The sequence below is a fragment of the Flavobacterium sp. ABG genome (assembly GCF_001027725.1).
Lineage (GTDB): Bacteria > Bacteroidota > Bacteroidia > Flavobacteriales > Flavobacteriaceae > Flavobacterium > Flavobacterium cupriresistens.
Map to the genome: position 1 here is coordinate 1 of NZ_LEKS01000015.1, position 19,087 is coordinate 19,087.

Annotated in this window: 1 protein-coding gene; it reads right to left on the reverse strand. The window is 40.8% G+C overall.

What is annotated here, in order from left to right; all coding sequences use genetic code 11:
- Window positions 1–19,046: DUF4347 domain-containing protein (locus AB674_RS15405; RefSeq protein WP_047778029.1), on the reverse strand; the 19,046-nt coding region annotated here is incomplete at its 3' end.
- Between the last annotated feature and the right edge of the window lie 41 nt (window positions 19,047–19,087).

Genomic DNA, 19,087 nt, shown 5'->3' on the forward strand with positions numbered 1-19,087 from the left:
GTTCCGGTACACAATACATTGGTAACGGTTCCAACTGTTACTACTGCGTCACAGGTATTCACACAATCCACTACTACACTCTCTGTGAACGTACAGCCGTTAGTATCTGTGACTGTAACACTGTAAGCTCCATTGGTAAGTCCTGTAATGGTTGCTGTTGTACCTCCATTACTCCATAGATACGTATATGGCGCTGTACCACCTGTAGCGGTAACTGTAACGCTACCGTTACTACAGCCTTGACCGGTAGTTGCATTTTGCTTCGTTAAATTAGCAGTTAAAGTACTAGATGGCTGAGTAATCACTATTGGACTAGTAACAAATTTACACCCTTTAGCATCTGTTACTGTCAAGGTATAACTTCCTGCAGGAATTCCTGTTAGGTCTTCTGTTGTTTGTCCTGTATTCCAACTATATGTAAATGGACCAGTTCCTCCGTTAACAGTTGCATTTATGGCACCTGTAGATTGACCTTGACAACCAATATTAGTAGCAAGATTAGTAACTGCTAAATTACTTTGATAAGTCTGAATTATAAATGGTTCACCAGGCACTTCACCAAAACAGCCACTGTCTGTTATAAGAGAAACTATAACATCCGTATAACTTCCCGGCATTAAATTCGGAATCGTTAATTGACTGCTGCTATTTGATGTCATATTGGCTACTACCGGAGCAGCTCCATTTTTCACATAGCTAACCTGATAAATTTTTCCAGGTAAAAGTCCTCCATTACTAATTACCAAACTTCCATCATTGCCCGGAGTACAATTTGTTGGACTGTTTGCCGCTATTGTCAAACTGGTTTCAATTATTTCGCAACATGCTTTAGCAATAGCACTATTGATCCAATCAGTATTAATAGGTTTAAAGCAACCTGCATTTGTTAGTCCTGTTCCACTGCCATCATTCACAGCTGAATAGGCGTTAACGCTAACTGTAAAAGTTACTATATTGATTCCTGCTTCCTGAGCATCACTACAGCTATCGTTATCACTGTTAAGGTCTAAATAATCCGGTAAAGCATCGCCATCTGTATTTATTGGTGTTATTAATCCGCCTGTAGACTGTCCTGTTTCACAGCCACCTGCATCAATAACATTTCCGTCAGGGAAACGACAACTAACAAGACTTGTGTAGCTTGCAAGATTTCCGGAAGCTTCTATTGCATCAGGAATACCGTCATTATCACTATCCAAATCTAAACTGTTGATGATTCCATCACCATCAGTATCTACGGTACCTTCTACTATATCGGAAATTCCGTCATTATCGTCATCAACATCAGCATAATCCGGAACTCCATCACCATCGGTGTCAGTTCTCGTGTTATCAAAACAATCACAAGAATCTGCTACACCATCACCATCGGAATCCGGACTTATTATTGTTGCATTAACATAAGTATAAGTTCCTGTGTATATCCCAGGGCTTGCAAGAGACTCAAGTGTATCATTAAATCCATTTAAATTCGTGTCCGGTTGTGAACTTCCGTATGTAAAATTAGAAGTACGATTCATACTAACACCGGATTCGAAATGATCACTACAACCATCACCATCACTATCCAAATCTACATTATTGGTTTTTCCATCACCGTCTGTGTCAACGGAACAAGTAGCTTTTGGATTGGATGACGCAATATAAGTTGCAGGTCCCTGAGTCGCTGTAATCTCATAATTTGTAAAAGTTGGCGTAGTCGATCCTACTGTAGATACTCTAATTCTATAGTATTTATAAAAATCGTTTTGGTTTGCTGCTTGTACTGCCCATGTTTTGGTTGTTCCTGCACTGGTTGCCACCGGAGCCGAAATAGTCGTATACGCTACGCCATTAATTGAACCTTCTAAAACAGCGAAAGATCCTGTACCCCAACTTGCCGTTCCTCCAATTACATTTACTGTGGCTAAATTTACAAATGCCGGATACTCTATCGTGTAGATTATTGAACTGGTAGTACTCGTTTGTGCGGCTGCGACAATATGATTGGATGCTGCTACATTGGTAGAAGTCCCATCATGTAAAGTTAGAATATCATTTCCTGGTGTAACCGTTATGCTATTTACTGTCGTAGAGGCTAAACCGGTCGAAACTTTTGCTATAACCAATCCTTCTGCAGCAGTATAATAACAACTTGGTGCTTCCACTGCGTCTAAAATACCATCATTATCATCATCAATATCCACTAAATCATTGATTCCATCACCATCTGTATCAGCACAAACGTTTAAAGCTTTGTTTAATCCATATAGTGTATAAGTTGAAGGATAACTTGTGGTTGCCGCAGCCGTATCATTGTTTTCTAATGGATTGGCTAAACCGTTGTTACCATAAGGCCCTTGTGCTACTGCATTTGGAGCACTTACAGTACCGGAAGTATTTACAAGATTACCGCTTAATAAGGTACCTGTAACTCCGGATTCTTTGGCATCCGGACAACCGTCACCGTCACTGTCTAAGTCTAATCGGTTTGCAATTCCGTCACCGTCAGTATCGATATCCAAGATACAACCGGAACTAACATTAGCAGACGAAATAGTTCTTACTGTGGTCTGAGCAGACTGCCATTGCGCAACATAATTGTCTCCGGCGCCATTATCAAAATGATAAACTCTAACTAAAACTCTTCCTGTTGCATTGGTAAAAGCAGGTGTAAATGTACTTGCTGCACCTGTACTTGTTGTAATTTGTGTTGTTAAAGGAACTTCAGAAGGATCTCCATTTGGAAAAACAGAAAGCCATGTATAATCTACAGCTCCTCCGGATGTTACATTAAACTGTACATTATTTTGTGTACGTAGGTCTAAATAGAACTCGTCCACTATCATTTCAAGATCCCCATTCGCTGCTGTACCTACGGAATCATCGTATAAAGCTTGCGTAATTCCCGAAGTGGTAACTACGACATTATAGGTACCTGCATTTCCTCCGTTTGGATTATTTGCATTAGTTGTATATTGACTTGGAAACGTTGGTTGTCCATAAATATCAGTTCCGCTAAAATAGCTTGCCAAAGCCGTACTGCCTAAACTATTATCAAATCCCGGAACAGTCGCGTAATATCTTGTACCGAATTGAGCACAGGCACCAATAACCGTTTCTGCGGTGTCTAAAATACCGTCATTATCGTCATCAATATCCACTAGGTCTCCAATTCCGTCACCGTCTGTATCGGTACATAAATTCAAGCCTGATGCTGTAGCGTATTTAGTATAGGTTGATGTATAACTTGTTACTGCTTTCGTAGTATCATTATTTTCCAGCCCGTTGGCCAAACCATTGGCACCATAAGGTCCTTGCGCTACTGCGTTTGGAGCAGTTACAGTCCCGGAAGTGTTTACAAGACTACCACTTAATAATGTACCGGTAACACTCGATTCTTTGGCATCCGGACAGCCGTCACCATCACTATCTAGATCTAAATTATTGGTTATACCGTCACCATCTGTATCAACACTACAAGTTGGTTTTGGATTGGCTGAAGCTCCGTAAACCGCAATTCCCTGAGTCGCTGTGATTTCATAATTGGTATAAGTTGGTGTAGTTGTTCCAACCGTAGAAATTCTTATTCTGTAATATTTATAAAAATCATTTTGATTGGCAGCTTGCACTGTCCAGGTTTTGGTTGCTCCTGCACTTATGGCAAGTGGTGCTGAGATCGTAGTATACGTACTCGCATTTGTAGAACCTTCTAGCACTGCAGAATACCCTGTTCCCCAACTTGCGGTAGCTCCCACTACATTTAATGTCGCTAAGTTTACCGGTACCGGATACTCTATATTGTAAATTACAGAACTTGTAGTATAAACTAATCCTGCCGGAACAACATGATTGGATGCCGCTACATTTGTAGAAGTACCATCACGCATGGTTGGAATATCGTCACCTGAATTCACTACAACACTATTAACTGTAGTTGTTGTCAATCCAGTTGATACTTTAGATAAAACCAAAGCTTCGGCTGCTGTATAATAACAGCTTGGTGCTTCAACGGCATCTAAGATTCCATCATTGTCATCGTCTATATCTACTAAATCTGATATTCCGTCATTATCACTGTCTGAACAGGCATTTAACGTTTTATAGATAGCATAATTATTATAAGTAGATAAATAACTTGTAGTTGCCGCAGCAGTATCATTATTTTCTAAAGGATTGGCGAGTCCATTGGCTCCATAAGGCCCTTGTGCTATTGCATTTGGAGCGCTTACAGTTCCTGAAGTATTTACAAGATTACCACTTAATAATGTTCCTGTAGCTCCTGATTCTTTAGCATCCGGACATCCGTCGCCATCACTGTCTAAATCTAAATTATTCGTTACACCATCACCATCGGTATCCACACTACAAGTTGCTTTTGGGTTTGATGCAGCTACATAAACAGCAGGACCCTGAGTTGAAGTAACCTCATAATTGGTAAATGTTGGTGTTGTGGTTCCTACTGTAGATACTCTGATTCTGTAATATTTATAAAAGTCATTTTGATTAGCTGCCTGAACCGTCCATGTTTTGGTTGTTCCTGCGCTTGTAGCCACCGGTGCTGAAATGGTTGTATAAGTTGTACCATTTGTTGAACCTTCCAATACGGCAAAGAACCCTGTACCCCAACTTGCTGTAGCTCCAACCACATTTAGAGTGGCAAGATTTACCGGTACAGGATATTGAATGTTATAAATTACGGTACTGGTTGTATAAACTAATCCCGCCGGTACAACATGATTAGAGGCTACCACATTAGTAGAAACACCATCGCGCATTGTTGGAATGTCATTTCCGGGAAGTATTGGTCCACTGTTTACAGTAGTGGATACTAATCCTGTAGATACATTTGCTATAACCGAAGCTTCGGCGGCTGTGTAATAACAACTCGGTGCTTCTATAACATCTAAAATACTATCGTTATCATCATCAATATCAACTAAATCCGGCACTCCGTCATTATCTGTATCTATACAAGCATTCACACCAGTAGAAAGCGCATAATTAGGATAGGTTGATGCATAACTTGTAGTCGCTGATTGAGTATCATTATTTTCCAACGGATTTGCTAATCCATTGGCTCCATAAGGTCCTTGTGCCACAGCATTTGGAGCACTCACAGTACCTGAAGTATTGACAAGACTTCCACTTAATAAAGTTCCTGTGACACCCGATTCTTTAGCATCAGGGCAACCATCGCCATCACTATCCAAATCTAATCGATTCGGAATTCCATCACCATCAGTATCAAGGTTACAAGAGCTATCACTATGTAATACCGTGTTTAAAGCGGTTGCAATTCTTCCTTGATTTTGCGGATAATATCCTGATTGTGTCGGTGTTGCATCATCAGAAACAAAAACAAAATTTCCTTTGCTTGAAGCGCCCGGAATCTGTCTCATAATTATAAAGGCGGAGTTAGGGAATCCTTGACCATAATTCAATACATCCTTATCTGCTACTCCATTTATAAGTTGGAATACCGCTCCATGGGGAACCGGCCATATTGGATTCATTAAACTATAATAATCGGCATTTGCATTTAGTGCTAAATCCTGCGCATTAATAACAGGTCCCACAGAATAACTCGAACCGTATACGGTATTCAGCATGCTTACCAGACTGGTCATGTTGGCAGCATTACAACAACCATCGACAAAAAAGGCAAATGATTTACTTTTTTTATTGACAATAGCATCTGTAAGAGCGGCCCAATGTGCTGCATTAATGGTGTTACTGGTAGATTCAATAACCACCATATCATAACCGCTATAATAATTTGCCGGTACTGTTGCACCTTCTAAAGTAAGAAAGTTTGAAACAGTAGACCCCGCAGGCATATAATTCGTAAATTCAGTTATTAAACCGGTTCTTATTCCAAAAGTATCTTCGTTGGTTGTATTAATCAATACCGTTGAAGGTACCGCACTAACACTGCTTTGCAAACACTCTGTCGTATCCAGTATACCATCATTATCATCATCGATATCCACTAAATCTCCTACTCCATCACCATCACTATCGATACAGGCATTCAGAGTACTGTTCACTGCATATTGACTATAGGTCGAAGTGTAACTTGTTGTAGCCGCTGCTGTATCATTATTTTCTAATGGATTGGCTAAACCATTGGTTCCATAAGGTCCTTGAGCAATTGCATTTGGAGCAGTTACCGTACCAGAAGTATTCACAAGGCTACCGCTTAATAAAGTACCCGTAACAGTTGCTTCTTTGGCATCCGGACAACCGTCACCATCACTGTCTAAATCCAATCGATTTACAATACCGTCTCCATCAGTATCTATGTCGCCACACTCTGCGGCTACGGCTGTCAAATCTGCAGAAACGTTAACAGACCACCAGAATTCAGCTTGAGTAGTTGAAAAGGTAATAGACGATAATGTGTCTCCCAGTTCGGTCGTCCCTTGCGCATAAGTCGTTACACCATCTAACTGATGCAAAGTATTGTTTGCGGTAAAATTTAAACCTGTACCCTGTTGGATTTTTGTTAATGAATAAGTGCCCGTAAAAACCAATGGAGCTTGACCGCCACCGCCACCATACGACCATATATGAAATCTTGGTGTAGGAATCGGCTCTGAAAATGTTAAAGTCCAGCTACCCGCATTGCTTATGACCGGCGTAACGACAGAACCTGTAAAATTGGCTGGACAAAAAGAATTAAGTCCGGTACTGGCATTATCCCACGTCGCTTGAGTAGTACTGCTCATTGCTGTTGCATTATTGCTCTTCAAGGTAACGGTCACGGTTTTGCTGCCGTAGGTCATATGTCCGGACCAAGTGGCAGTTCCTATTCCACTATCCCAAACAATCCAAGAATCGTTACCATGTAAACCGCCGCAATTATCGGCAACTTTACAAATAGCGGATTCGACTGTATCTAATATTCCATCATTATCATCGTCAATATCAACTAAATCACCTACTCCATCACCATCACTATCCAAACAGCCATTTAAAATAGCACTCACTGCATTTGGAGCATAAGTTGATGTATAGCTGGTTGTCCCTGCTGCTGTGTCATTATTTTCTAATGGATTGGCTAAACCATTGGTTCCATAAGGTCCTTGTGCAATGGCATTTGGAGCAGTTACCGTACCCGAAGTATTCACAAGGCTACCACTTAATAAAGTACCTGTAACCGTCGCTTCTTTTGCATCCGGACATCCGTCACCATCACTGTCTAAGTCCAGATTGTTAGTGATACCATCCCCATCGGTATCTACACTACAGGTTGGTTTTGGGTTTTGCGAAGCATTATAAGAAGCCGCCGCATCTACATAAATTTCCAGAACTCTCGCATAATAAGCTGTTCCGGCTGCTCCTGTTATTCTGTATTTAGCATACTTAACTCCCGGTTGCAGTGTATTGGTAAAGGTTTCTGTTGCATTAACAGTTGATCTTACAGCTGCCGCATTCAGATCTATCCACGAAGCACCGTCGTAACCTTGTAATTTCACGGTATTACCGGCACCACCATCAGTGAAGCCTAAATTATACATAGAAAAACGAATCGCTGCTATGGCAACAGGAACTGTCGGAGTAATTTCGTATATCGATAATCCAACTGCATTTTGCCCCGGGTTAAAGTAAAAATCACTGGCAGTACTGTCAATTCCATCATACGTATTTGTTATTGGCGTACCACTTCCTATTGTTAGATTTGAAGTAACATTTGTTATTTTAGTAGCCTCGGCAGCCGTATAATAACAGCTTGTTGCTTCAACGGTATCTAAAATACCATCGTTATCATCATCAATATCTACTAAGTCTGCCACTCCATCCCCATCTGTATCAGCACAAGCATTTAAAGTTTTATAAATAGCATAAGCATTATAAGTAGAAGTGTAACTTGTTGTAGCCGCAGCTGTATCATTATTTTCTAATGGATTGGCTAAACCATTGGCTCCGTAAGGTCCTTGTGCTACTGCATTTGGAGCACTTACTGTACCCGAAGTATTCACAAGGCTACCACTTAATAAAGTACCTGTAACCGTCGCTTCTTTTGCATCTGGACATCCGTCACCATCACTGTCTAAGTCCAAATTATTAGTTATACCGTCACCATCGGTATCTACACTACAGGTAGGTTTTGGATTTTGCGAAGCATTATAAGAAGCCGCCGCATCTACATAAATTTCCAGCACTCTTGCGTAATAAGCTGTTCCGGTTGCTCCTGTTATTCTGTATTTAGCGTACTTAACTCCGGGCTGCAACGTATTAGTAAAAGTTTCAGTTGCATTAATAGTTGATCTAACAGCAGCCGCATTCAAATCTATCCACGAAGCACCGTCGTAACCTTGTAATTTCACGGTATTACCGGCACCACCATCAGTGAAGCCTAAATTATACATAGAAAAACGAATTGCTGTTATGGCAACGGGAACTGTCGGAGTAATTTCGTATATCGATAAGCCAACAGCATTTTGCCCCGGATTAAAGTAAAAATCACTGGCAGTACTGTCAATTCCATCATACGTATTTGTTATTGGAGTAGCACTTCCTATTGTTAGATTTGAAGTAACATTTGTTATTTTAGTAGCCTCGGCAGCCGTGTAATAACAGCTTGTTGCTTCAACGGTATCTAAAATACCATCATTATCATCATCGATGTCTACTAAGTCTGCCACTCCATCCCCATCTGTATCAGCACAGGCATTTAAAGTTTTATAAATTGCATAAGCGTTATAAGTTGACGTATAACTTGTAGTAGCGAAAGAAGTATCATTATTTTCTAATGGATTGGCTAAACCATTGTTTCCATAAGGTCCTTGTGCAATGGCATTTGCAGCATTCACCGTACCTGATGTGTTTACAAGATTACCGTTTAATAATGTTCCGCTAACGCCAGATTCTTTGGCATCCGGGCAACCGTCACCATCACTATCTAAGTCTAAATTATTCGTTATACCATCAGCATCGCTATCAACACTACAAGTTGGTTTTGGGTTTATAGAAGCCGCATAAACTGCCGGACCTTGGGTTGCTGTAATTTCGTAGTTGGTAAAAGTTGGTGTTGTACTTCCAACCGTAGATACTCTAATTCTAAAGAATTTATAAAAATCATTTTGATTCGCAGCTTGTACCGTCCACGTTTTAGTTGTTCCTGTACTTGTGGCAAGTGGCGCCGAAATAGTGGTATACGTTATACCGTTTACTGAACCTTCAAGCACTGCAAAAGATCCTGTTCCCCAACTGGCTGTAGCTCCAATTACATTTACGGTCGCTAAATTTATTAAACCGGGATATTCTATAGTATAAATTACAGTACTTGTTGTAGTTGTTTGTGCAGCAGCTATTACATGATCAGATGCCGCCACTGTTGTTGAAATTCCGTCACGCATAGTAGGAATGTCATTTCCTGCAGTTACTGCGCTACTATTTACTGTAGATGAGGCTAATCCTGTAGAAACTTTAGCTATAACTGAAACTTCAGAACTGGTGTAAAAACAGCTTGGTGCTTCTATAGCATCTAAAATACCATCATTATCGTCATCGATATCTACTAAATCTAATATTCCGTCGCCATCACTATCTTTACAAGCATTCAAACCTGCATTTAACGCGTATAAAGAATAGGTTGACGGATAACTTGTAGTTGCCGCAACTGTATCATTATTTTCTAATGGATTTGCTAAACCATTAGCTCCATAAGGGCCTTGTGCTACAGCATTTGCTGTACTCACAGTTCCTGATGTGTTAACCACATTACCGCTTAATAAAGTTCCAGTAACACCTGATTCTTTGGCATCCGGACAACCGTCACCGTCGCTATCTAAATCTAATCGATTTACAATACCGTCCCCGTCAAGATCGGTTTCAATGTTACCGCAACCCGGGGTATTAGCTTTATATAAGGTTATGCCATCAATTCCAATATAGTTTCCATCACCGGGACCAGCAGCGAGTACATCAATAACCAATGCCGGAGCAGTTGTTGTAGCAACAAAAGTTATGGAAGATTTAGCCCATTGCTTAATATTGTTTCCATTATAAGTCATCATATCCGAAAGATAAGCGACTCCATCAACCGTAAATCTCAATTGCGCCTGCTGACCAACGGTTGTTACTCCATTTGTTCCTCCAAATATTTGATAAAAATCAAACGTATACGATTGTCCAATCTGAATTCCTTTTGAAGCTGGAATAGTTGTACTCATCGCTTCATTTGTAAAGCCATTATAAATAGCTGCGAAGATATTTCCATCCGGCGTAGCCTGTGTACCATTCAACGCACCTCCCCAAAATCCGGAACCATTTAATGAAAAACTTCCCGTCCAGGTATCGCAACTTCCCGAAGAAGCCCAGCCTGTAGGCCCTAGTGTTGAGTTTAAACTAGCTGTATTGGTATTTTCATTCCATGCGACACCTGCAGCTGCTTCAAAAGAGCCATCAACCACACCATTTAATAAAGAAACACAGCTACCTTGTTCGACTGTATCCAATATCCCATCATTATCATCATCAATATCAACTAAATCTCCCACTCCGTCACCGTCAGTATCTAAACAGGCATTTAAGGTTGCACTTAACGAATACTGGTTATAAGTTGATGTATAACTTGTTACAGCTGCTGCTGTATCATTATTTTCTAATGGATTTGCCAAACCATTCGCTCCATATGGTCCTTGAGCAACTGCATTTGCAGCGGTCACGGTACCTGAAGTATTCACAAGACTACCACTCAATAATGTCCCCGTAACGGTAGCCTCTTTGGCATCCGGACAGCCATCACCGTCACTGTCTAAATCTAAATTATTGGTTACACCATCCCCGTCAGTATCGACACTGCACACTGGTTTTGGATTTGCCGAAGCTCCATAAACTGCAGTTCCTTGAGTTGCTGTAATTTCAAAATTGGTAAAAGTTGGTGTAGTTGTCCCTACTGTAGATACTCTGATTCTATAATATCTATAAAAATCATTTTGGTTGGCGGCCTGAACCGTCCAGGTTTTAGTTGTTCCTGCACTTGTGGCTACAGGAGCCGAAATAGTGTTGTAAGTAACTCCATTTGTAGAACCTTCCAATACGGCAAAATAACCTGTTCCCCAGCTTGCGGTTGCCCCTATTACATTTAATGTCGCTAAGTTTACCGGTACCTGATATTCTACATTGTAAATCACTGAACTGGTCGTATAAACCAATCCCGCAGGAATAACATGATCTGATGCAGCTACTGTCGTAGTAGTACCATCACGCAGGGTTGGAATATCACTTCCCGAACTTACAACTACACTGTTAACAGTCGTAGTTGTCAATCCTGTAGCTACTTTTGTTATAACCAAAGCTTCAGTTGCTGTCAGATAACAGCTTGGTGCTTCAACAGTATCCAAAATACCATCATTATCATCATCAATATCGGCAATATCACCTATTCCGTCACCATCACTATCTGTACAGGCATTTAAAGTACTAAAAACCGCATAATTACTGTAAGTAGAATTATAACTTGTTATTGCTGAACCTGTATCATTATTCTCTAATGGATTGGCTAAACCGTTGGTTCCATAAGGTCCTTGTGCTACTGCGTTTGCAACACTTACAGTACCTGAAGTATTTACAAGGCTACCACTTAATAAAGTACCTGTAACACCTGATTCTTTGGCATCCGGACAACCATCACCGTCACTGTCTAAATCTAAATTATTGGTGATACCATCACCATCAGTATCCACACTACAAGTTGGCTTTGGATTTGATGAAGGTCCATAAACCGCAGGTCCCTGTGTTGAAGTAACTTCGTAATTGGTATAAGTTGGTGTAGTGGTACCTACAGTTGATACTCTTATTCTATAATATTTATAAAAATCATTTTGATTCGCAGCTTGTACCGTCCAGGTTTTGGTTGTTCCTGTACTTGTGGCTACCGGCGCCGAAATAGTTGTGTACGTTGTACCGTTTGTTGAACCTTCTAATACCGCAAAAAATCCTGTACCCCAGCTTGCCGTAGCTCCTATTACATTTACTGTCGCTAAATTTACCGGTACGGGATATTCAATGTTATAAATTACGGAACTTGTCGTATATACCAGCGCAGCTGGAACCACATGATTAGAGGCTGTCACTGTTGTAGCAGTACCATCACGCATTGTTGCAATGTCGTCTCCTGGATTAACCACTAAACTATTAACTGTAGTAGTTGCAAGTCCTGTTGATACTTTAGACAACACTAAAGCTTCAGCTGCTGTATAATAGCAAGTTGGCGCTTCTACAGCGTCCAGAATACCATCATTATCATCATCTATGTCTGCCAGATCGCTCACTCCATCATTATCACTATCTGCACAAGCATTTAAAGCTTTATAAGTGGCATACAAATTATAGGTTGAAGTATAACTCGTTACCGCTCCCGCCGTATCATTATTTTCTAATGGATTCGCCAAACCATTAACTCCATATGGCCCTTGTGCCACAGCATTTGGAGCACTTACGGTACCCGATGTATTGACAAGATTACCACTTAATAATGTACCGGTAACCCCAGATTCTTTAGCATCCGGACAACCGTCACCATCACTGTCTAAATCTAAATTATTGGTTACTCCGTCATTATCTGTGTCAACACTACAAGTTGGTTTTGGGTTTGCTGACACAGCATATGCAACAGGGCCCTGAGTCGCTGTAACCTCAAAATTTGTAAAAGTTGGTGTGGTTGAGCCTACAGTAGAAACTCTAATACGATAATATTTATAAAAATTATTTTGGTTCGCTGCCAATACACTCCAGGTTTTGGTTGTTCCCGTACTCGTATCAAGTGGCGCCGAAATAACCGTGTAAGTGCTTCCGTCTGTTGATCCTTCTAATACGGCAAAAGATCCTGTTCCCCAGCTTGCTGTTGCTCCTATTACATTAATATTTGCAACATTTACCGGTACCGGATATTCCAGAGCATAAATAATTGAATTCGTAGCGGTTGTTAACCCTGCCGGAATAACATGATTGGAGGCAGCTACAGTTGTAGAAGTACCATCACGCATAGTTGGTATATCAGTACCCGTCGTCACCACTACACTATTAACAGTAGTAGTTGCCAAGCCAGTAGTAATTTTAGATAAAGTCAAAGCTTCTAAAGCCGTATAATAACAGCTTGGCGCCTCAACAGCATCTAAAATACCATCATTATCATCATCAATATCCACCAAGTTTGATATTCCATCACTATCACTATCCGTACAGGCATTAAAAGTAGTGCTCAATGCATAAGGATTATAAGTAGTGTTATAACTTGTTATTGCTGCACTCGTATCGTTATTTTCTAAAGGATTTGCTAAACCATTAGTTCCATAAGGTCCTTGAGCAACTGCATTTGGAGCACTTACGGTACCCGATGTATTGACAAGATTACCACTTAATAAAGTACCGGTAACCCCAGATTCTTTGGCATCCGGACAACCGTCACCATCACTGTCTAAATCTAAATTATTGGTTATACCATCACCATCCGTATCGACACTACAAGTAGCTTTTGGATTCGCAGAAGATGCATAAACTGCAGGTCCTTGAGTTGAAGTAATTTCATAATTGGTAAAAGTTGGCGTAGTAGTTCCTACTGTAGAAACCCTGATTCTGTAATATCTATAAAAATCATTCTGATTGGCGGCTTGTACTGTCCAGGTTTTCGTCGTTCCTACACTTGTGGCTACAGGTGCCGAAATAGTGGTATAAGTTGAACCATTGGTTGAGCCTTCCAGCACTGCTAAATACCCTGTTCCCCAGCTTGCTGTAGCTCCAATTACATTTAATGTCGCTATATTTACCGGTACAGGATATTCTATATTGTAAAGTACAGAACTTGTCGTGTACACTAATCCCGCAGGAACAACATGATTTGAGGCTGCTACTGTTGTAGAAGTACCGTCACGAAGGGTTGGGATATCATCACCTGAATTTACTACTACACTATTAACTGTTGTAGTGGTCAATCCTGTAGATACTTTAGCCACCACTGAGGCTTCGCTAGCCGTATAATAACAGCTTGGTGCTTCTACCGCATCTACAATACCATCATTATCATCATCTATATCTACTAAATCAGCAACACCATCTCCATCAGAATCAGCACAACCATTTAAAGCGGTACTCAATGCGTATGGACTATAGGTGGAAGTAAAACTAGTAGCTGCAGCAGAGGTATCATTATTCTCCAGCGGATTTGCTAAACCATTAGTCCCATAAGGTCCTTGTGCTACTGCATTTGGTGTGCTTACTGTGCCTGAAGTGTTTATTACATTACCACTTAACAATGTCCCTGTCACACCGGATTCTTTGGCATCCGGACAACCGTCACCATCGCTGTCTAAATCCAGATAATTAGGTACCGTATCTCCATCACTATCTGCCGAGCAGACTGCTTTAGGTTGCACACTGATGATATAAGGCTGCGCAAAAGTAAAATTAACTTCGTGAAGTCTTGTACCGTTTGTTACCGATCCTGTTCCCGCCAAACCTTGTATTCTGAATCGGTTATAAGCTTTAGTGGGTTGTAGCGTATTGGTATAGGTATACGTTATATTCGGAGTAGTCATAGCTTGCGCTGCAGATAATGCCTCCCATGAGGTTCCGTTATAACCCTGAAGCTGAAAACTACTACTTGGAAAAGCGTTATTTATTCCGATCTGAACTGTAACTGTAGCTAATGGTAGTGATGTTACAAGTGGCAGATTAAATTCAATCAGATTTCGGTTGGATGTAATTCCTGTTGTTATATCTCCCCAGGTAGTAGGGTCTCCATCAAGTGCGAAAGAAAAAGGCTGAGTAACCGAATCAAAAGAAAGATCTGAAGTAGCAAACGATACATTTTTTAATTCCTGAAACGTGTAAAAACAGCTCGGGCTTTCTACAGCATCGAGTATCGCGTCATTATCATCATCTATATCTGTAATATCTTTTACGGTATCATTGTCTTTGTCTGAGCATGAATTTAATTTACTGTCTAATGCTAACGGATAATACGTGTTGGTGTAGCTCGTAGCGCCATCCAAATCCGTATCTACACTGTCATTCAAACCGTCATTATTTACATCTGTAGCAGCTGGATTTAACTGACTTCCTGCCGGAGTTGAAATTCCGTAACTTCCACCCACATTGTTGGTAGCAGAAGGCGTACTGACATCTGTTGTTGGGCTAACGCCTGCTTCAACCAAATCGCCACAAGAATCGCCATCACTATCCAAATCCAAACGGTTACTAATCGTATCTCCGTCTGTATCTAAATCCAAATAATTGGAATCATCATACGTTTTTAAGGCACAAAGTCCGTAAGCCATTAAATAAGCACCACCAACACTGGTTACTTTTACTGTTACACTCGTATACACGGGACCATCTACAATAAATATTTCTGTAGAAGTTCCATTCGCCATAACACCAACATTCTGATTGTCAATAGTGGTAAGATTACTTTTGTTACAGGACTCACACATGGTCTGCTGTCCGGTGCCATTATTAGTTGTAACCTGAAAAGATTCTATAAGTCCAGGTGGTGCACTTTCAATTGCCGCTGCCACAATCTGAAAATTGGTTACCGGTTTACTAAAGTTAAACGTAACCGTTTGGTTGTTGGCATCGACTCTTTGCCAGTAAGGCACACCGTTAAGAGGTCCTAAACCACACTGAAATGTGTAACCGGTACTGCCTTGTGCCGTTATAGTTGTGTTTGTGGTTATGGTATACGATACTTCCTCTCCATCTACCACTACCGTAGCCGGAGCTGTTGTGGTAGCTGTTGTAGGAGGAGATACCCAGCTGGTACAATTTACAGTACCACAAGACGCTTTGGTTTGTTCATTTATATCTGTAACTCCATCATTGTCATCATCAAGATCTGCGATATCATAAATACCGTCTCCATCTGTGTCTTCGCAGGCGCGAATAGTTTTTGACTGTGCATATGGCTTGTAGGTAGAGGTATAATTTACAATTCCGTCTCCATCCGAATCGACAGCATTAACCAAACCGTCTCCATTAGAGTCTGCACCGGTAAATTTAAAATTCGCAGTTAGATTTGTGGTAGCTCCCGATTCAAAAGCATCACTGCAACCATCACCATCACTGTCTAAATCCAACTGAGGCAAAATACCATCACCATCAACGTTTGCATCTACGCAAGTACTTTTAGGATAGTTTGAAGCGATGTAGGATGCTATATTGAAATCAAAATAGACTTCGGAAGCATTCTGCGCCGCAATATTGGAAGCCGCAACTCCTGTTATTCTGATATATTTGTAACCAATTGTTTTGTTCAGCGTCACCGGATAGGCAATAGAATTCGTTAGGCTGACCAACCCATTTGTGGTAACATTGGTTCCTGCCGTTTGTGCTATCGCTGCCGACAAATCAACCCAGTCTGCTCCATTATTCGTATTGGATCCCTGTATCTTTGTCGTTCCGGCAAATTGTGTAGCCGTATTAAACTGCAGATACAATGCTTCCAACTTCATGGCGCGCCCAAAAGTGAATAAATACACATTCGCATTCTGAATTGCCTGCGTCGGTGTAGCAGAGAAGGTTACCGCTGTTGCGTTACCAATCCCATCTGTTAACTGACTAAAATTACCTGTAGTCGTTGTTAACGAAGAAGTAACGGAAACTCCTACGGCCGGTTTGGCTAAACTGTTCCATTCACCTGCCAAATAATAACAAGCAGGACTTTCTGTAGCATCCGGAACACCATCATTATCATCATCTAAGTCTGTTAAATCTCCCACACCATCACCGTCGGTATCAACACCACACAAATTCAGACCCGAAGCCGTAGCATATGAATCGTATAAAGGTGTGTAGTTTGTGGTTGCCAAAAAGGTATCATTGTTCTCTATTCCATTGGCCAAACCATTGGCGCCATAAGGTCCTTGTGCAACAGCATTTGGCGCTGTTACGGTACCTGATGTATTTACAAGACTTCCACTCAATAAAGTTCCGCTAACTCCAGATTCTTTAGCATCCGGACAACCGTCTCCGTCACTGTCCAAATCTAAAGTATTGATTTTACCATCCCCATCCGTATCGACACTACAGGTCGTTTTTGGATTTGCTGAGGCAGCATAATTTGCTACACCCTGAGTTGCTGTAACTTCAAAATTGGTAAAAGTAGGCGTAGTTGTCCCTACAGTAGACACTCTGATTCTGTAATATCTGTAAAAATCGTTTTGATTCGCAGCTTGTACGGTCCAGGTTTTAGTGGTACCAGCACTTGTAGCCACCGGTGCCGAAATGGTCGTATATACCATTCCATTTACGGAACCTTCCAAAACGGCAAAAGAGCCGGTTCCCCAGCTTGCTGTTGCTCCAATTACATTTACGGTAGCTAAGTTTACCGGTACTGGATATTCAATCGTATAAATTACGGAACTTGTAGAATTAGCTTGCCCCGCAGCTATCACATGATCTGAAGCTGCTACTGATGTAGAAGTTCCATCACGCAAAGTTGGAATATCATCCCCCGGGGTTACCGTCACACTATTTACCGTAGAGGAAAACATTCCGGTACCAATTTTTGCTATAACCAACGCTTCCGATGCGCTAAGGTAACAACCAGGCGCTTCTATGGCATCTAAGACACCATCATTATCATCATCTAGGTCAGCTAAATCAGGAACACCGTCTGTATCACTGTCTAAACAGCCTTTATAAACATTGCTCACTGCATACGGATTATAGGCCGCATAAAAGTTTAAAACTGCTGAAGAAGTATCGTTATTTTCTAATGAACTGGCTAAACCATTTGTTCCATAAGGTCCTTGTGCTACCGCATTTGCAGCCGTTACAGTTCCGCCTATGTTTATAAAAGTACCACTCAACAGCACTCCCGTAACTCTGGATTCTCTCGCATCCGGACAGCCGTCTCCATCACTGTCTAAATCAAAATTGTTGGTCACACCATCACCATCCGTATCGACACTACAGGTTGGTTTTGGATTTGCCGAAGCGCTATAAAAAGCCGGACCTTGGGTAGCTGTAACTTCAAAATTGGTAAAAGTGGGCGTAGTTGACCCTACTGTAGAAACCCTGATTCTGTAATATCTGTAAAAATCATTTTGATTCGCAGCTTGTACGGTCCAGGTTTTGGTAGTACCTGCACTTGTGGCTAATGGCGCTGAAATCATAGTGTAGGTTGTACCGTTTGTAGAACCTTCTAAAACGGCAAAAGAGCCGGTTCCCCAACTTGCTGTTGCTCCAATTACATTTACCGTCGCCAGATTTACGGGTACGGGATATTCAATCGTATAAATAACCGAAGTTGTAGCGCTGGTTTGTCCTGCTGCTATCACATGATCGGAAGCCGCCAATGTGGTCGAAACTCCATCGCGAAGTGTTGGAATATCTGCTGCCGGAGTTACGGCTATACTGTTTACTGTAGAAGAAGTTAATCCTGTAGAAACTTTAGCCATCACCAAAGCTTCAAAAACATTATAATAACAACTTGGAGCTTCTAAAGCATCCAAAATTCCGTCATTATCATCATCTAAATCAACCGAATTTATGACTCCGTCGCCATCAAAATCATTGCCCGGAGCATACTGTAAATTGTGTTTGTATTCTTTAAAACTAAGAGCTTGAACAGGTTTTCCTACCTCTAAATTCCAATCCCCATTTTTACCTGTAATGTTGTTAGAAGCTGCAACTGTAATCCCCAATGCGTGCTCCAGAAAACGAACTGCAGCCTTTCCCTCTCTACCTTTAGCAAATTCACAACCATAAATATTTATGTGATTAATTTTAGAAAAATCAATGTTTTGAAGCATCCAAAGCGCTATTTCCTCTTTGCTTCTCCATTTGTTTTCTATATAAAGAGCCCCACTCTTTCCGTGCGTTACTAAGTTGTAAACCGTTGAGGCGGTATTGTTTTTTGAAATATCATATAGCGACAAATCTTGTACTGATTTATCGATATAGCTTTTTTCATCTTCATTCCTAAAAGAAGACTCAAAACCAGGTAAAATACCAGTATTGAATTTAACATTTTTTGCACTTATTTCCGAATAATTAAAAAATAAAGAAACAAAGGAGCACAAAAAAAATAGCGAGTTAAGTACTTTTCTTCTCATAAGCGTTACATATAAAAATCCCCCATTTGATATAAAATGGA